At 64.0% G+C, this 17901-nt stretch carries 14 protein-coding genes, 1 tRNA gene and 1 pseudogene; 11 read left to right on the plus strand and 5 right to left on the minus strand.

Annotated elements, in window-relative coordinates; all coding sequences use genetic code 11:
* Window positions 1-117 precede the first annotated feature (117 nt).
* From RN629_RS08660 to RN629_RS08685, 6 genes and pseudogenes are all read left to right on the plus strand, one after another.
* Window positions 118-753, plus strand: a pseudogene (locus RN629_RS08660) (type IV secretion system DNA-binding domain-containing protein); the annotation flags it as partial.
* Window positions 750-3710, plus strand: a complete 2961-nt coding sequence (gene mobF, locus RN629_RS08665; RefSeq protein WP_281124149.1) for a MobF family relaxase — start codon at window positions 750-752, stop codon at window positions 3708-3710. The pseudogene RN629_RS08660 and the gene mobF, both read left to right, overlap by 4 nt.
* 17 nt (window positions 3711-3727) lie before the next feature.
* Window positions 3728-4402: a lytic transglycosylase domain-containing protein gene (locus RN629_RS08670; RefSeq protein WP_033964159.1), complete on the plus strand. Its 675-nt coding sequence runs from the start codon at window positions 3728-3730 to the stop codon at window positions 4400-4402.
* 75 nt (window positions 4403-4477) lie between these two features.
* A complete protein-coding gene (locus tag RN629_RS08675; protein ID WP_033964144.1) occupies window positions 4478-4753 on the plus strand; it encodes an HU family DNA-binding protein in 276 nt (91 codons plus the stop codon).
* Between the two features lie 190 nt (window positions 4754-4943).
* On the plus strand, window positions 4944-5408 hold the full coding sequence (locus RN629_RS08680; protein ID WP_281124148.1) for an SRPBCC family protein: 465 nt from the start codon (window positions 4944-4946) through the stop codon (window positions 5406-5408).
* Between the two features lie 860 nt (window positions 5409-6268).
* Window positions 6269-7870 (plus strand): recombinase family protein, encoded by a 1602-nt coding sequence (locus tag RN629_RS08685; RefSeq protein WP_287458773.1) that lies wholly within the window; start codon window positions 6269-6271, stop codon window positions 7868-7870.
* Here RN629_RS08685 and RN629_RS08690 read toward each other — a convergent pair.
* A tRNA-Glu gene (locus RN629_RS08690) sits at window positions 7830-7905 on the minus strand. The two genes, RN629_RS08685 and RN629_RS08690, sit on opposite strands and share 41 nt — an antisense overlap.
* Before the next feature lie 124 nt (window positions 7906-8029).
* Window positions 8030-9403: a class II 3-deoxy-7-phosphoheptulonate synthase gene (locus tag RN629_RS08695; RefSeq protein WP_407034936.1), complete on the minus strand. Its 1374-nt coding sequence runs from the start codon at window positions 9401-9403 to the stop codon at window positions 8030-8032.
* 196 nt (window positions 9404-9599) lie between these two features.
* Here RN629_RS08695 and RN629_RS08700 point away from each other — a divergent pair, with 196 nt between their 5' ends.
* The 3 genes from RN629_RS08700 (at window position 9600) to RN629_RS08710 (ending at window position 13124) form a co-directional block, all read left to right on the plus strand.
* Window positions 9600-10640 (plus strand): M48 family metalloprotease, encoded by a 1041-nt coding sequence (locus RN629_RS08700; RefSeq protein ID WP_407034863.1) that lies wholly within the window; start codon window positions 9600-9602, stop codon window positions 10638-10640.
* A 160-nt stretch (window positions 10641-10800) separates the two neighbouring features.
* Window positions 10801-12642, plus strand: a complete 1842-nt coding sequence (locus tag RN629_RS08705; RefSeq protein WP_407034864.1) for a methyl-accepting chemotaxis protein — start codon at window positions 10801-10803, stop codon at window positions 12640-12642.
* Between the two features lie 167 nt (window positions 12643-12809).
* On the plus strand, window positions 12810-13124 hold the full coding sequence (locus RN629_RS08710; protein ID WP_407034865.1) for a hypothetical protein: 315 nt from the start codon (window positions 12810-12812) through the stop codon (window positions 13122-13124).
* Between the two features lie 52 nt (window positions 13125-13176).
* Here RN629_RS08710 and cysS read toward each other — a convergent pair whose 3' ends face one another.
* Entirely contained in the window at window positions 13177-14628 is a 1452-nt protein-coding gene (gene cysS, locus RN629_RS08715; RefSeq protein ID WP_407034866.1) for a cysteine--tRNA ligase, read from the minus strand.
* Window positions 14629-15046: 418 nt separating this feature from the next.
* On the opposite strand from cysS, the gene rpsU reads away from it, so the two are divergent.
* Both rpsU and RN629_RS08725 read left to right on the plus strand, forming a co-directional pair.
* Entirely contained in the window at window positions 15047-15253 is a 207-nt protein-coding gene (rpsU, locus tag RN629_RS08720) for a 30S ribosomal protein S21 (RefSeq protein WP_007404630.1), read from the plus strand.
* Between the two features lie 212 nt (window positions 15254-15465).
* Window positions 15466-16035 (plus strand): FKBP-type peptidyl-prolyl cis-trans isomerase, encoded by a 570-nt coding sequence (locus tag RN629_RS08725; RefSeq protein WP_407034867.1) that lies wholly within the window; start codon window positions 15466-15468, stop codon window positions 16033-16035.
* Window positions 16036-16687: 652 nt separating this feature from the next.
* Here RN629_RS08725 and RN629_RS08730 read toward each other — a convergent pair.
* Complete coding sequence (locus RN629_RS08730; RefSeq protein WP_407034868.1) at window positions 16688-16927, minus strand: hypothetical protein; 240 nt, start codon at window positions 16925-16927, stop codon at window positions 16688-16690.
* Window positions 16928-17122: 195 nt separating this feature from the next.
* Window positions 17123-17881: a metallophosphoesterase family protein gene (locus RN629_RS08735; protein ID WP_407034869.1), complete on the minus strand. Its 759-nt coding sequence runs from the start codon at window positions 17879-17881 to the stop codon at window positions 17123-17125.
* Window positions 17882-17901: the final 20 nt, after the last annotated feature.

The raw sequence follows: 17901 nt of genomic DNA on the forward strand, positions 1-17901 counted from the left end.
GCCAGCGACATCGCTGCGCGACAACGCCTCTTGATCCAGGCCAACCTCGTGTGACACTATCCCCAACGTCACCGCTGACACATCACCATCAATGTCGCTGACCAGTCACCGACGATGTCGCGCTACATGGCTCTCCGCGCCAACGACACCCCCACGGCAAAGCATGTTTCGGAGAATCTCGGTCAGGTCGAACAGGTCGAGGCGAACGAAGGCATGTCCTACGGCGTCAACGACATGCGCGACGGCGTGAACCTGTCGCGCATGCAGGTGACCCGCCCGCTGGTCATGCACACCGAGGTCACCAATCTGCCCAACCTGTCGGGTTTCCTGCGGTTCGGTCGCAACCTGCCGGTGGTCCATTTCCAGGACCGCTTCAACACCGTCGCGACCATCGCCGACGCCTTTGTCGAACGCGATACGCCGCCGGTGCGCGACCGGGATGGCGAGGCCCTGATCGCCGCGATCCATGCCGAAGCCAAGTCAACCGAGTCGCCATCACCGCCGCGACGCAAGAAGGCTGCACGACCGGTGCCGCCACCGCCTCCGCCAACATCGCCTGACCTCTTCGAGGGCGGCAGCAGTGGGGCCGCCGAGGGGGAGGGGGTTGAACCGAAACCCGCCGAAAACCCGCCGACAGACCCTGTCGCACCTGCTCCGGCCTTCACGCTTGCCCCCCAACGGGGCCGGACCCGCATCGAACTCGATGTCTATGATCGCGAAAATGGCCCGGCCAGGCCGGCGCGGCCGGCATGATCCATCCCCGCCGCCTGAAAGGTACGCCCGGCAATATTGCCCGCTATTATACGGTGGGCGATTATTACACCAAAGGGAGCGACGAACATTCAGAATGGGGTGGCCGGATAGCGGTTGAGTTAGGGCTATCCGGCCCGGTCGATCCCCAGACTTTCCAAGAGTTGCTGGCCGGAAAGATCGACGACCAGCAACTCGGCCGCCACCGTGCCAACGGCGAGATCGAGCATCACCCCGGCTGGGACTTCGCCGTCAATGCGCCGAAATCGGTATCGATCATGGCGCTGGTGATGGGCGACGAGCGGATAATCGCCGCCCATGAGAAAGCAGTCGGGACGGCGCTCGAATATCTCGAAGAACATGCGTCCCTGCGCCGACGCGACAACGGCCAGATCGTTCACGAGACGACTGGTCGACTGATTTTTGCCCGCTTCACCGAACATGCCAGCCGCGAGCTCGATCCCCATCTCCATACCCATGTTGTCGTGATGAACATCACGAACCGAGAGGACGGTTCGTCCTGGGCCAGCCTCGAGACACGGGCGATGTTCGCCGAGCAGATGGTTGCGGGGCAGGTCTATCGAAACGACCTCGCCCATGAGCTTCGCCAGATCGGATACGAAGTCGAATTCGACCCCAGACGGGGGCTGTTCGAGATCGTCGGCGTTCCCAAGGACTTTATCAAGGACACCTCCCAGCGCGCTGGACAGATCGATGCCCATGCCAAGGAGCATGGGCTCACCGGACAGGCAGCGCGTCGCCAATCCTTCTACCAGACGCGCGGTCCCAAGGTGACGGCGACACTCGACGAGTTCCACATCCAGTGGGCCGCGCGCGCGAAACCCTATGAGGCGGACCTCGCCAAACTCACCGCGCAGGTCGAGGAACGGGGCACGTCGATCATCGACGTCGACCGCCGAACCGCCGGTCGCGCGAGTCTGTTCGGCCTGCGGCAGGCGGAGACACGCGAAGCCGTGAACAATCTCGGCCGCATGTACGGGTTGGCGCTGGCCAGCCATGTCGGAGAGGTGAGGCTTGCCGATGTCCGGCCGTTGCTTGCCGAGCATGAGGCGAAGCACAAGCTCCTCGTCACCCGTGCGCCGACGGGCGATCAGACTCTAACCCGCGGCCGGACCAGCAGGCGCAGCGCTCGCCAGGAAATGGCGCTGTCGCAGCACCTCGCTTTGGCCCTGGATGATGCCCGACCCATCGCCACCGCCGACCGCCTCCTGGTCGCGCTGGAGACCGCTGGCCTCACGCCCCATCAGGAGCAGGCCCTCGTTCAATCGGCCTTGTCGCGGGACCGGGTCACTGGCATCCACGGCGTCGGCGGCGCCGGCAAATCGACGTTGATGAATACCCTGAGACAGGCGGCCGAGCCGGGAACGGTGCTGGTCGCGCTGGCCCCCACATCGTCAGCCGCTGCGACCACGGGTCAGATCGCGGGTGTCGAATCGAGAACGGTCGAAAGCGTTCTCACCAGCGGTGGTCGCGGCATCACCGACCGCCATGTTCTCCTCCTCGATGAGGCCGGGCAACTCGGGACACGCCAGGCCATTCGCATCCTCGAGATCAGCCGGATGACGGGCGCGCGGCTGATCCTGCTCGGCGATGACAAGCAGACCGGCGCGATCGAACAGGGGAAGCCCTTCTGGCTGATGCAGAAGTTCGGCCTCGCCACGGCGCAACTCACCGAGTCGATGCGCCAGCAGACCAAAAGCATGAAGGCCGCGGTCACCCATGCGCGGGCCGCGGAATATGCCGCCTCGCTGTCACACCTCGACAAGGTCGTGAGCGGGGAGGGGGCCGAGGCGCTCGCCAAGGGCCTCGTCGCGGAATGGACCCGGCTCAAGCCGGAGAACCGCGCCACCACGAACATCCTGGTGCTCGACAATGCCACCCGGCTGATCGTGAACTCAAAGATTCGCGAAACCCTGAAATCGGAAAGCGCGATCGCGGCCGAAGACGCACGGCTCCAGGTCCTGACGCCGAGCGGCATGTCCGACCAGGAGAAACACTATGCCCGATTTTATTCAGGCGGCCAGGTCGTGACCTTCACGCGGGATCAGCTCGGCGCGGGGATCGCGCGCGACGTCCAATATCGTGTTGTCGGTATCGGACGCGCCGAGAACGGGCGGCAGGTCGTGCGACTGGTCGACGAAAACGGCCGGATGATCCGCTGGGATCCGCGGCAGAGTCAGGTCAAGCAGATCAACGTGTTCAACGCGGAGAATCGCGACCTCGCGGAAGGCGATCGCATCCAATGGCGTCTGGTGAACAATGCGCTCGATCTAAAGAATGCCGAGCGTGGCACGGTCGAAAAGATGGATGGAACCGTTGCCACGATCCGTTGGGACCGAGGCGAGCGCGTGCAGCAGATCGACCTGTCCGAGCACAAGCACTGGGACCACGGATACGCAGAGACCGTATATTCCGCGCAGTCCAAGACCTACGCCCGGGTGTATGTGCTGGCGCCGGTCAATTCCGGGCTCGTGAACGGCCAGAATTATTATACGGCGATCACCCGCGCGCGCTTCGGCGTGAAGCTCTGGACCGAGGACGGGAAGCGCCTCGCCGAGAAGCTCGAGACCCATTCCGGCGAAAAGACGTCCGCGCTGGAAGGGCTCGGAAGGCTGGACAGGGATAGCCGCGACAGCCTCGCCGCGCGTCATGCAGACCCGATTGAGCGAGCTCGGGCGGACCAGGATCGTGAGCGGTCCGAGCGGCGCGACATGGCCCTTGGCCGGCAACTCGACCAACGGACGAATGCGCCAAGGGGCCTGCCGGAGCGGCTGGCTGAAAATGCCCGCGGGATTGCCGACATCCTCGACCGCTTCCTGCAATCTGTCGTCGATCGCGCGCCTGCCGAAGCCGATCGCGCCGACGCCCGAACCGACCCAGCGCCCGCCCAAGTACATGACTCCCGTGACGCCGATTCCGGCCACGGTCCGGAACATTGATCACGGAGCAGTTTGCCATGAACCACACCGCCTTTGCATTTTCCGCCCGATGCCGCCTCAAATCTATTCTGCGCGCCGGCTGCCTTGCCGTGGTGTTCGCGGCATCCACCGCGGCTTCACCCTCGGCGGGGATGGCGAGACCTTCGGAAGGCGCCATCTCACACTGCATTGCACGTGCCGCTGGTGGGAAGGATTGGCTCGAGAAAACCCTGTGGGGACTGCGCGACCAGGAAGGCGGATGGGTCGGCGCGGAGGTCGCCAATGCCAACGGATCGCATGACCTGGGGCCCCTTCAGATCAATAGTTGGTGGGTGCCAAAGATCGCAGCGGTGCTGCGGCGGCCCGAGCAGGAGGTTCGCACCTGGCTCAAGTCCGATGCCTGCTTCAATGCCGATGTTGCCCGCTGGATCTTCCTGTCGGCCTTGCGGGCGACCGGTGACTATTGGGCCGCGATCGGGGTCTATCACAGCCCCACAGCGTGGCGCCAAAGGCACTATGCCCTGAGCGTCGCAGACCACCTCACGCGGCGTTTTGGCCCTGCGATCTTCGCCGAACGGCCTGTTAGGCTTGGCGGTGCTTCGGTCGCGACGACCCCGCAATCGCCCGACTCGCCCACCAACGAGGCCAAGCGGGAGCGAATGCTCGGGTTCGGCGTGGTAGCGCGCTCCGTATCGTCAGAGGTGCAAGATTAAGCGGCGCGGTGGCAGCAGGCTTGTCGCTCTATCCGCTCCTCGATAGATCAGCAGGGGAACAACCAGGAGTGAAACATGAACAACAGCGACCTCGCCGACCATCTTTCCAGCGCCACCGGCTCGAGCAAGGCCGACGCCAAGAAAATCGTCGATACTGTCTTCGCGGCGATTGCGGACGCGGCGGCGAAGGGCGAGGAGATTTCGCTCAACGGCTTCGGCAAGTTCAAAGTGAAGGCCAGCGCGGAGCGCGAAGGTCGCAATCCCTCGACTGGCGCGACCATCACGATTGCGGCCTCGAAGAAGCTCTCGTTCACGCCCGCTAAAGCGGTGAAGGACAAGCTGAACGGTTGAACCAATTCTTGGTCCAGGCGCGTCCCTCAACGATCGCGCCTGGACCAAGAAAGCCGGCCGTCGTTTTCCTCGTGTGGAGGCCGGTTTGGGGTTTTCCACACTAGGGTTCGGCGGCGATGGGTTCAAAGTTCCTTGTGTCTAAAGCGTCTGCTGGCGCGACTTCGCGACCGCCCTCTATCATACAGGTTTCATGACAGACCCTCGAACCCACACAGCTTCTCGCACCATCGTTGCGCCACCACGTGCCATCTTCCGCGCTTTTCTCGATGCCGAGGCCCTTGCGTCATGGCGTGCGCCCAAGGGCATGACTGCGAAGATCCTCGCTTTCGACCCCCGTGTTGGGGGCAGCTATCGGATGACATTCGTCTATTCCGAGACCGAGCGTGGCCGAGGCAAATCAACGGAGAATACCGACGTTGTCGAGGCACGCTTCATCGAACTGATACCGAATGAAAAAATTGTCGAGGCTGTCGAGTTCGAGTCCGCCGATCCGGCCTTTGCCGGCACCATGACGATGACCACGATATTCACGGCCGTCGCAAACGGCACGAAAGTGACGTTCACCGCCGAGAACGTCCCCACGGGGATCAGCGAAGCTGACCATCGCGCCGGCATGGATTCGTCATTGAAGAATCTTGCCAATCTCGTTGAATAGGCCCGCAATCGACGCTTAGTCTTTCTATGGGCGTTTGCGAGGAAGATAGCGCCTGACCGCCCGCGACATCATCGACACGCTGAGCACTGTAGATCGGCTCGAGTGCGGGAACTGTTGATAAACGGTGGCACGCGAGTTACAATAACCTTGCTCCAAGACATCCCGCTGAGCTCCATCGATTGGAGCGGCGACGTGATAATGACGGTGCGCCTCGGTGGGGCCTTGCTTTGGCACCTCAGGCAATGCGAATGTCCCTTACACGATAATCGCATCGTACGGCGATGAGGCGCGCCCGATCTTCTAACACGAGGTACGGGAACGCCAATGATTCCTCGACCGGGCCACGAACGCCTTACGGTCAGTCCAACCCTCCTCCGCAACCTAGAGCGCAGGCTACGGATCAGGAGCCTACTCAGTCTGCATGTGAATCCTCAGCGGGGAGCTCGACCCAAGAGACTCCACGGGAACCTCGCATTGCGAGGCGCGATAAATTCTCACGGCAGCTGATTGAGGATGCCAGTGGGATATTCGCACGACGACTGGGCCGGCCAGTGTCTCAGGACGAAGCGAGGATTCTGCTAGGCGACCTGACCGACTATTATGAGCTCGCCATCGCCCGACGTCGGACCATTGTCGTTCGACAACCGTCAAGGGAATGCGACGACGACACGAACGCCGGATAACCCAGCCAAGCGGTTTGTCTACGCCGAATCGGCAGCTTGACGGGTCAACGCTATCGCAGAATAAATAGTGAACAGAACGGCACGGCGGCACGGCCACAATTCCCCAGCGATAGGCGCGTTTCGCGGTTGGAAGTGGGGAAGGATCGTGATTGAGAGCAGAGAAGGAATTGTGGAACAATGGCGAAACCCAGAGCGAAGCTGAGACGGACGGTGGCACGTGCGTCGGTCCACCACGCATTGAAGAAAGCGGTTCTCTACGCTCGCGTCTCAACGTCGGAGCAGGAGCGCGAGGGATTCTCGATTCCTGCCCAGCTCAAACTTCTCCGAGACTACGCAGCGATCAACGACATCGATATCGTAGCCGAACATGTCGATGTAGAAACCGCGCGGAAGGCCGGGCGTACCGAATTTGAAGCGATGCTTGCGTACCTACGACGCCATCCATCGGTCCGAATGATCCTGGTCGAAAAGACCGATCGGCTGTATCGCAACCTCAAGGACTGGGTGACGCTCGACGAGTTGGATATCGAGATCCACCTCGCCAAGGAGGGTGTCGTCCTTTCCAAGGATTCCAGGTCTTCCGAGAAGTTCATGCACGGCATCAAGGTGCTGATGGCCAAGAACTATATCGACAATCTATCAGAGGAAGCGCGCAAGGGCATGACCGAAAAGGCCGCGCAGGGTTATTGGCCTACCCTCGCTCCACTCGGTTACCGCAACATCCGCAATGATGCTGGGCGGAAGGTGATCGCGGTCGATCCCGAGATCGCACCGATCATTGCGCGCCTGTTCGAGCTGTGCGGAACCGGTAATTTCTCAATCAACGAACTGGCAGCGAAGGCGCGCGAGCTTGGTTTGAGGTATCGTCGAAGCGGCAAGCTCGTCAGCAGTACGAGTACGATTTTCTATATTCTCAGAAATCGGCTCTACACCGGCTCCTATGAGTGGGACGGTAAGCTTTACCAAGGCCTACACGACCCGATCGTCTCGCTCGAGGCTTGGGAACTAGCTCAGGAAGTCATCGATGGCCGTAGCGCATCCAATGTCCGCGCGAGTCCCAAAGATTTCGTCTACACCGGCTTGATGACGTGCGGCCACTGCGGCTGTGCGATGGTCGCGGAGATAAAAAAGCAGAAATACATCTACTACCATTGCACCGGCTTTAAGGGAAAATGCCCTGAGCGTTACGTCCGCCAGGAGGCGCTTGACGTTCATTTCGAACAGATGCTTTCGCGGCTTCGCCTCGACGACGAGATTTTCGGTCTCGTACAGCGAGCGCTCCGCGAGAGCCATGGCGACGAGAGCCGCGAGCGTGATGAAGCCAAGGCGCGGCTGACTGCCGAGGCAGACAAGCTCCAGGAGCGTCTTGACACCATCTACCTCGATAAGGTCGATGGACGTATCACCAAGGAATTTCACGATCGCATCGCTACCACCTGGCGGGAGGAGAGAGCGCGGGCGATCCGAGGACTCGAGCACCTCAATAATGCCGACGAGGCCTATGTCGACGATGGCGTGGCGCTGCTCGATGTCGTCAGGAACGCCCACAAAGGCTTTGCGGAGATGGCCCCGGAATACCGGCGTCGAGCTCTAAATTTGGTACTTTCGAACTGTACTTGGGCCAATGATCGGCTGACCGTAGAATTCAGGCAGCCCTTTGGAATGCTTGAAGAATTATCACGGGCCGCGTTCACTCTCGGCACGCCAAACCAACCCCAAAATGAGGGTTTTGACAGTTTGGTGACCCCTACGGGACTCGAACCCGTGTTTTCGCCGTGAGAGGGCGACGTCCTAGACCGCTAGACGAAGGGGCCATGTGCGGTGGAGCGGCGCTGTTAGCGGGGGTGGGGAGGGGCGTCAAGCATCTGCCCCAACAAAATGTAAGAAAAGCCAAGGGGCGGGGTCGCTGGTCAAGCTACCCCGCCCCTTGGCGTCGGGTCAGGCCGCGTCCTTGCGGCGTTCGGCCATTTCCTCGTTCAGCATTTCGGCCAGCAGGAAGGCCAGTTCCAGGCTCTGCCCCGCGTTGAGGCGCGGGTCGCAATGGGTGTGGTAACGGTCGGCCAGCGACTGTTCGGTCACGTCGATCGCGCCGCCGGTGCATTCGGTGACATTCTGCCCGGTCATCTCGGCATGGATGCCGCCCGCATGCGTGCCCTCGGCACGGTGAACGGCGAAGAAGCCGCGCACCTCGGCCAGGATCCGTTCGAAGGGGCGCGTCTTGTAGCCGGTCGCCGCCTTGATCGTGTTGCCGTGCATCGGATCGCATGACCAGACGACGGGATGGCCCGCGCGCGTGACCGCCCGGACGAGCCGGGGTAGATGCGCCTCGATCTTGTCATGGCCATAGCGCGTGATGAGCGTCATCCGTCCCGGCACCCGGCCCGGATTCAGCGTGTCGAGCATCCGCAGCAGCGCGTCGGGCTCCAGGCTGGGGCCGCATTTGACGCCGATCGGGTTGCCGATGCCGCGCAGGAATTCGACATGCGCCGAACCCTCGAAACGGGTGCGGTCGCCAATCCACAGGAAATGCGCCGAGGTGTCATACCAGTCGCCGGTCAGCGAATCCTGTCGGGTGAGCGCCTGCTCGTACGGCAGCAGCAACGCCTCATGGCTGGTGTAGAAGCTGGTCTGCGCCAGTTGCGGGACCGAGGCGGGGTTGATGCCGCATGCCGCCATGAACTCCAGCGCCTCGCCGATCCGGTCGGCCATCTCGCTATATTTCTGCGCCCAGGGGCTGCGGCCCATGAAGTCATGGGTCCAGCGATGCACCTGATGCAGGTTCGCATAGCCCCCCTGGGCAAAGGCGCGCAGCAGGTTCAGCGTCGCCGCCGACTGCGCATAGGATCGCAGCATCCGCTGCGGATCGGGGATACGCGCCTCGGCGGTGAAGGCGATATCGTTGACATTGTCGCCGCGATAGCTGGGCAGTTCGACGCCGCCGACGACCTCGGTATCGGCCGAGCGCGGCTTGGCGAACTGGCCTGCCATGCGGCCGAGCTTCACCACCGGCAGCTTCGACGCCCAGGTCAGGACCACCGCCATCTGGAGGATGACGCGGAACGTGTCGCGGATGTTGTTGGCGCTATGCTCGGCAAAGCTTTCGGCACAGTCGCCGCCCTGGAGCAGGAAGCCCCGGCCCGCCGCCACTTCGGCCAGTTCGGCGGTCAGGCTGCGCGCCTCGCCCGCAAAGACCAGCGGGGGATAGGCGGCCAGCGTTCGGGTCGCGGCGGTCAGCGCCTGCGTGTCGGGATAGCGGGGAAGCTGGCGTGCTTCGGCATTCGTCCAGCTGTCGGGGGCCCAGTTCGCGGCCATGTCGTTCCTGCTCTCTGTCATCTTTTTTATCCAACCCCTTCGCCCATGCTCCCAAATGACGATATACGCAATGAAGTTGGCGTCCGCCCCCCGCAAGTCGGATGGATAGTTGCGCATGATACGGCTTTGCGGTGAGCTGTGCGGGGTTGCGCCGGTTGATTTTGCGAACCGGCGCGGCGCGGTCTAGCAGGGCGTCATGGCACGGTCCTTTATCCTGGTTTCGGCGGTTCTGGCCGCGTCCACCCTGTCGCTGGCGGCTCCGGCGCGTCCGCCTGCCACGTCGCCGGTCACGGCCGTGGCAACGGACGGGGCGAGCGATGCGGCGCTGTTCGCAGCGATGCGCGCGGCCGATCTGCGGCTGGCCAGCGTCGCCTGGCGGCTGGCGACCGCCAACGAGTCGCTGTGTCGTGACCGCGCGCCGATGCCCGGCCTCGTGCTGCATGCCATCGATCAATATGATCCAGCGGTGCGGGCGCAGTTGCCCGCGATCTTCGGGTTCGAAGGGCCGGTCGCGGTCGAGGCGGTGGTGCCGGGCAGCGCGGCGGCCAAGGCTGGCATCCAGGCGGACGACACCGTGGCGGCGGTGGAGGGGCAGCCGCTGGTCGCCCTGCCCGCCGGGCATGATCGGGCGGATACCGCGACTCGCGATGCGGCACAGCGCCGGATCGCCGCATTGCCCGCCGACCAGCCGCTCCATCTGACGATCCTGCGCAAGGGCGCTCGCCGGACCGTGACACTGGCCGCGCAGCCGGGCTGCGCCTCGCGGTTCGAGATGATGATGGGGCCGGGCCTGTCCGCATCGGCGGATGGCGACATCGTTCAGATCGGCGCACGCTTTTTCGAGCGGTTCGACGACTCGATGATCGCGGTCGTCGTCGCGCATGAATTCGCGCACAACATCCTTCATCATCGCGACCGGCTGGATGCCGCCGGGGTGAAGCGCGGGCTGTTATCCGAGTTCGGCCGCAACGGCCGCCTGTTCCGCCGGACCGAGACCGAAGCCGATCTGCTGGGCGCCTATCTGATGCGCAATGCGGGCTATGATCCGCAGGATGCGGTACGGTTCTGGCGCGAGCATGGCGGCGAAGTCGATGGCGGCCTGTTCCGCAGCCGGACGCATCCTTCCTCCTCCGCGCGCGCCGATGCGGTGGCGGCGGAGATCGCGTCGATCCCGAAGGATGCGTCCATTCCCTATCGCCCGCCCTTGCTGGATACGGTGAATACGCCGTTGAACTGAAGTTGTCGAAGTGCGGGGCGTTGACGCGCGGAAGAAACGATCGAGATTTCGGGCGCGCTCACCCGATGTCTTGCCGCCCCGCTTAACGGGACCTTTGCATTTCGGCGGCTAGCGTGGGGACGAATCGGGGTCAGCGGGGCTCCCGATACCGGGAATCGTCATGCTCTCTTCCATCCCCATTTCGAAGAAGATCGGTTTGGCTTTTGCGATCGTTCTTCTGTCCGTCCTGACCATGATGGGTGTCTTGTGGTGGGCGTTGAGCCGTATCGAAACTACGACCGCGATCAGCGTCCAGGCGCAGGACATCTACACCGCGACGATCGAGATGGAAGGCGGGGTCCAGCACGAAAACAGCGAGATGCGGGCGTTCCTCATCACCGCCGATGAAGACTATCTGAAGCAATATCATGCTGCGCGTGCGGTCGAGACCGCGGCGGCGGGCAAGCTGGACACGCTGCTGGCCGGGGATGCCGCCGCGCGGGCGCTGGCGGCCGGCTCGCACGCCCGGGTCGAGACGTGGCGCCGGACGATCGGCGATCCGCTGATCGCGCGGGCCCGGACCGATCGCGACGGTGCCCAGAATTGGCTGCGCGCGCATGGTTCGGATGCGAGCGTGACGGCGGCGCTGGAGCCTTTGCGCGATCTGCGGGCGCGGACGGCGGTCGTGATGCGCGACAGCCGCGTGGCGCGTACGACCGCGCTGCGCACCGGCCAGTGGAGTCTGGTCATCGGTGGCCTCGTCATGCTCGGCGTGGCGGTGGCGATGGCCTCGTTGCTGGCGCGGGTGCTGGGGCGGCCGATCGTGCGGTTGACCGGCGTGATGGAAGCGCTGGTGAGCGGTCGCAACGACGTGGTCGTCCCCGATACCGATCGTGACGACGAACTGGGCAGCATGTCGCGCGCCGTGGAGGTCTTCCGCGAGGCCGCGATCGCCAAGAAAAAGGCCGATGGCGAGCAGCGCGAGGTGGTCGACCGGATCGGCGGCGCGCTGGAGCAACTGGCGCATTCCGACCTGACGCCGCGTCTTTCCGGCTTCCCCACCGCTTATGCGGCGATCGAGCGCGACTTCAACGCGGCGGTCGCGCGCCTGTCCTCCGCGCTGGGGTCGGTCCGGGTCAGTGCGGCCGGGATCGCCAATGGGACGGTCGAGATGAACGAAGCCGCCGACGACCTTGCCCGTCGCGCCGAACAGCAGGCGGCGAGCATCGAGGAAACATCGGCCGCGATGAACGAGATTTCGCAATCGGTCGCGGCGGCCGCGGCCAAGGCGCAGTCCGCCGAGACGATCGTGCGCAAGGCGAGCGGGGATGTGTCGAACAGCGAGGAGATCGTGCGCCGGACGGTGGCGGCGATCGGCGACATCGAACGCTCGTCGAACGAGATCGCCGAGATCATCGCGGTGATCGACGGCCTGTCCTTTCAGACCAATTTGCTGGCGCTCAACGCCGGGGTGGAGGCGGCGCGGGCGGGCGATGCGGGCAAGGGTTTCGCCGTCGTGGCGTCCGAGGTTCGCGCTCTGGCCGAACGTTCGGCCGAAGCGGCGCGCGACATCAGCTCGCGGATCAACACCACGGTCGACCGGGTGCGGAGCGGGGTCGAACTGGCCAACAAGACCGATGACTCGCTGCGCCTGATCGCGACCGGGATGCAGGAGATTGCGGGCCTGGTGACCGAGATCGCGGGCGGCGCGGCGGAACAGGCGACGAGCATCCAGCAGGTCAATCTGGCGATCAACGACATGGACGGCGTGACCCAGGCAAATGCGGCCATGATCGAAGAGGTCACGGCGGCGGTCCGCACCCTGTCGCATGAGGCGCGCGTGCTCGATGAGCAGGTCGGCCGCTTCCAGGTGGAGGACGGGGATGCTGCATCGCCGCCACGCCCGGCATTTGCGGCCCATCCAGCCGCGCCCGCACCAGCGGCGATCGCGCGTCGGGCGATGCCGATGTCGCGCGGCAATCTGGCCGTCAAGCCGGACGAAGATGATTGGAGCAGCTTCTGATTCTTTGACGGACAGGGGTTCGCCCGGACCGGGCCCGCGCTTCCTCACGGGCGCGCGGGCCGTGTCTCGTCCGATTGGCCGGATTGCGCCGTCCGCTGGACGCACTGTCGCGAAATGGGGCGGTGTCGGGGATTGTGCGGGCCGCCGCCAGTCGGCAAGGCCCGGGCATGGATATCCCAGCCCAATATGCCGCGCTGATTCAAGCGATTGGCGACGGCACCGGCATGGCCGACAGCCTGCTCCACGTTCATGCGGGGATGGCGGTGCTGTTCCTGGCCCGCATCGTCACCCGCAAATCACTGTCGACGCCGATCCCGCTCGCCTGTGTGGCACTGGCCGAGGCGGGCAATGAGATACTCGACCGGATGCATTACGGATCATGGCGATGGGCCGATACGCTCGGCGATATCGCCAACACCATGTTCTGGCCGACCATCCTGTTCATCGGCCTGAGGATGCGATCGCCGCGCGGGAGGCGGTGAAAAACGGCCCCGGCATTTGCCGGGGCGCAGTTGCCCGCCGCCGATCGGCGGGTCAGATCCCGGGTGCGACCGGCTTCCAGTCCCAACCGAGCGGGTCGCCGTCCATGACCTCGACGCCGGCGGCCACCAGCACGTCGCGGATCATGTCCGACCGGGCGAAATCCTTTTCCGCGCGCGCGGCCCGCCGTTCGGCCAGCTTCGCCTCGATATCCGCCTCGTCCAGCGTGGCATCCTTTGGCCGGGTGCGCAGATGCGCGCGGGTCAGCGTGCCCAGCTGAAGCCCCAGTGTCGCGTCGAAATCGGCCAGCGCGGCCAGCCGGACCCCGGGCGACAGTTTCTTGTCGCCCAGCATCTCGTCCAGCACCGGCAGCGCGCGGGGAGTCGCCAGATCGTCAGATAGGGCGGCGTCCAGCCGTTCCCGATAGAGGGCGGCATCGCCTTTTTCCGGTGCATCCGCCCGCGCGCGCAGCCCCTCCACCGTCTGGACCAGGCGTTTCAGCCGCACCTGCGCGGCGGCCAGCCCGTCCCAGGTGAACTCCATTTCCGAGCGATACTGCGCCTGGAGGCACATCAGGCGATAGGCCAGCGGGTGATAGCCGCGATCGACCAGCGTCTGTAGCTTCAGGAAGGCGCCCGAGGATTTGGACATCTTGCCCGTGCGATCGACCAGGAAGTTGTTGTGCATCCAGATATTCGCGCCGGTGTCGGCCGAGCATTGATGCGCCTGGTTCTGCGCGATCTCATTGGGGTGGTGGATTTCCCGGTGGTCGATGCCGCCGGTGTGAATATCGAACTGCGCACCGAGATATTGCCGGCTCATCACCGAGCATTCGAGATGCCAGCCCGGCGCGCCGCGTCCCCAGGGGCTGTCCCATTCCATCTGCCGCTTCTCGCCCGGGGCGGAGGCGCGCCAGATGGCGAAATCGGCCGGATGGCGCTTGCCCGCGACCGGATCGATCCGGCCTTCGCCCTCGTCATCGTGATGCCGCGCGAGCCGTCCGTAATCGGGGACGGTGGTGACATCGAAATACAGGCCATCGGGCAGGCGATAGCAATGCCGGGCCTCGATCGCCTGGGCGAAGGCGATCATCTGCGGCACATGGTCGGTGGCCAGCGGAAAGCGGCTGGGATCGTCGATGCCCAGATCCTTCAGATTCTGCTTGAAGGCGCGGGTATAGTGGGCAGCGATCGACCAGATGTCCTGGCCCGTCTTCCTGGCGGCCGCCTCCATCTTGTCGTCACCGGCATCGGCGTCGGAGGTCAGATGGCCGACATCGGTGATATTGATGATGTGGGTCAGCGGCCACCCCTTCCACCGCAGCACGCGCGACAGCGTGTCGGTGAAGACATAGGCGCGCAGATTGCCGATATGCGCATAGTTATAAACGGTCGGCCCGCAGGAATAGACGCGGACATTGGCCGGATCGATCGGCCGGAACGTCTCGGTCGTGCGCGTCAGGCTGTTATAGAGGACCAGGGGATTGGCGGGGGGCGGAGCGTTCATGCCCGCCGCCTTAGCCCCGTCATGGTCCCGCCGGAAGAGGGTGCGGAAGGGGCCCCGACCCGGCGGGAGCGCGGGCCGGGGCCGATGCGACGACAGGAGCGCGACGACAGGGGAGGCGCCGCGCCCATGGCCTGCGCCACGGGGGTGGGAGCGCAGGCTCGTCTCGCCCTCGGACCACATGGGGAGGTTGGCCGGGGACGATGGCTTCTATATCCGCGGCGAAATCACCGGCGCATGGCGGGCAGATGACATCGGTGATCGGGAGAGGCCGGACGATCGGGAAGGCGGGAAAAGGACCGGCCGGGTTTCGCGATCCAGTGACTTGTGTTTCGGGCATTGCCCTGCTACGAGCGCCCGACAATGCGGCTGCAGCGTTCTGTGGCCGCTTTATCCTGTTTTGCCGGAGCAATTCGTTTTTATGCAGATCATCGTTCGCGACAATAATGTGGACCAGGCCCTTCGCGCGCTCAAGAAGAAGCTGCAGCGGGAGGGCGTGTATCGCGAGATGAAGCTCCGCCGCCACTATGAAAAGCCCTCGGAAAAGCGCGCTCGCGAGCGTGCGGCGGCCGTCCGTCGCGCCCGCAAGCTGGAGCGCAAGCGCGCCGAGCGCGACGGGGCACGGTAAGGCCTTGTAAAGCGGTCACGGCCTCGTTCGTTTCCCGGATCGGGTGGCGGGCGAGGCCGTGATCGTATCGGGTCGGATCGCTCCTTCGCGACTCGGCCCGGCATCAGGATCGCGATCGACCTGATGCTCGAATGATTGCCAGCGCCGTCGCCCGCATGAAGGACGCGCGGGGCTTGGTCGCCGAACGCCAACGCTGAAAGCGAGATGCACGCATGTCCGTAACCGCTGTTCCCCTTCGTCCCGTCCGGCGGGCCTATCTGGTCTGGTTGTGGGTGGCGCTGGTGGCGGCGATCGTCGTCGCGGCGCTGGTCTCGCGCCAGGGCGATGCGGCGCTTCTCCGCGAAGCGCGCGGCGCAGGCGTGACCACGACCGCTTCGGGCCTGCAATATAAGGTGATCGAAGCCGGGCAGGGCGGCGGGCATCCGACCGCGACCGACGTGGCGCTCATCAACTATACCGGCCGTCTGATCGACGGTACCGTCTTCGGCAAGTCGCAGCAGCCGACGCCGATGCCGCTCTCGGGCGTGCTGCCGGGCTTCGCCGAGGCGCTCAAATTGATGCCCAAGGGCGCCAAGTATCGCTTCTGGCTGCCGTCGCAGATCGGATATGGCGCGAAGGGAGCGGGTACGATCCCGCCCAACGCGACATTGGTGTTCGATGTCGAACTGATCGACTTTATTCCCGAAACGGTGTTGCGCCAGATGCAGGCCCAGCAGTCGATGATGGGCGGCGCGCCCGGTGCGGCCCCGGGCAGCGTCCCTGGGGTGCCGTCGCCGCGCTGATCGCGGGCTTTCGCGACGAAAGATGGAAAGGTCGGAGTCTTGGGACTCCGGCCTTTTTGTTTGTGCAGAATAGAGCTGTGGGGTGCTAGACCGCATCGGTCCGGTCTAGCTCTGTGTCTTCCTGAGCGGTTCGATTTCCGCTGGTAAATCGTGGGGGTGGATTCGGCTCGGTGCTGCTCGGTCGGCTTTCGCGCTACTGATGGATCGTGATCTGATCAGATTACATGTGTCGCGTTGCTCCAAGCACCTGTTTTCATCTTTGGAACATTGGCGCTGAAATCAGAATCACGGTGATTCTCGTGGCGGCTGATCTGTGAATGGCGGATTGCAGGCGTGGCGATTCTGATAGATCGAGCAGGCGTTACGCGCAGTGTGACACCTGGGTAGGCCCTGATGATGGGCGGCGGAGCACCGGTCCGCGCACACGAGCACCAATGCTCGACCGTGGCGCGGATCGTGTGGTGTGTGGCCGCCCGTTAGCGGCGTCGCCGCCAGCGGGAACTGTCATACGCGGATGTGGACACGATAGAGCGAAGGCGGGTCGTGGCTGGTCGCTATGGAAACCCTATTTGTCCACCTTCCTTCTTCGGCAGGCAAAAAAATAGCGGCCCGAAGGCCGCTATTCCTCTCAGCCGTGAGGCTGAAGCAACAATCAGTTGCTGTCGGACTTGTCGTCCGAGTCAGCAACGACCACGATGCCGGCCACGACGGCAGCCGCCGCCAGAACCGCAACGAGAACGCCGCCACCGGCCAGACCGTTCTTCTTGGCGGTCGGGGCCGAAGCGCGAACCGACTTCGCAACCGAGAGGCTGGCAGCCGGGTTCGCAGCCATCGCCGGAGCAACGGTCATCGAAACGGCGGCAGCGGCGACGAGAAACTTCCCAAGACGCATGTCGAACTCCCTTAAAAAATGTCAGTGAGCCCATGGCACGGGAACCGCGACATGGCAACCCACCAACGAGCATGGGGATATAATGCTCCCCATACTGATGCGGCAATGCAACATTGCTTCGCCGCTTTGCGGCTATACTAAGCTTTGCCGCCAAACGGAATGGCCTGACAAACGTTTCGCCTCGGTAAAGAGGCTTCAGGTGGAGAAAATCACCCGCTGTTCATCCTCCAGCATTAGCGCGGTCAGCCGGTCGCTATGATAGGCGCCGGTGTCGATGCCGATGCGATGCGGCAGGATCTCAGCCTCTTCCGCGACGGTATGGCCATGCACGACCATCTTCTCCAACGGGATGCGGTGGTCGAGGAACGGATCGCGAATCCAGCGGGTCTCGGACAGCTTCTGGTCGGCAATGGCGATGCCGGGACGGAGGCCCGCATGGACGAAGACATAATCGCCCATGATCAGGATTTCCTTCAGGCCGCTCAGGAAATCGCGGTGCGCCTGCGGGACATGCGCGGCCAGCGCCCCCGCGACCTCGGCATAATCCATCCGCTCATACTCGTCGGCCGCCACGCCGTAGCTGAGTATCGTCTCACGCCCGCCGATCCGACAGAACAAGCGCAGTGCCTTGTCGTCGGCCTCAAGCGAACGCAGCAGGATTTCCTCGTGATTGCCCATCAGGCAATGGACATTCGGATCGGCGGCGCAAAGCTGGCGCACCCGTTCGACCACGCCCGCCGAATCGGGGCCGCGATCGACCAGATCGCCGAGGAACACGATATGCCGCTCAGCCGGGGGGCGACCCGCATGATCCGCGTCGATCCGGGGTAGCAGCGCGTCGAGCAGGTCCAGCCGACCGTGAATGTCCCCGATGGCATAAAGCCGCACGCCCGGCTGCATCATCGGCACGAATTCGGGCGCGCGCCTGCGAAAATTCAAAAGCTTGGAAAGCATGGATGGTTTTCTATCCGCAA

Origin of the sequence: Facivitalis istanbulensis, assembly GCF_040560405.1 — a bacterium.
Classification (GTDB): Bacteria; Pseudomonadota; Alphaproteobacteria; order Sphingomonadales; family Sphingomonadaceae; genus Sphingomonas; species Sphingomonas istanbulensis.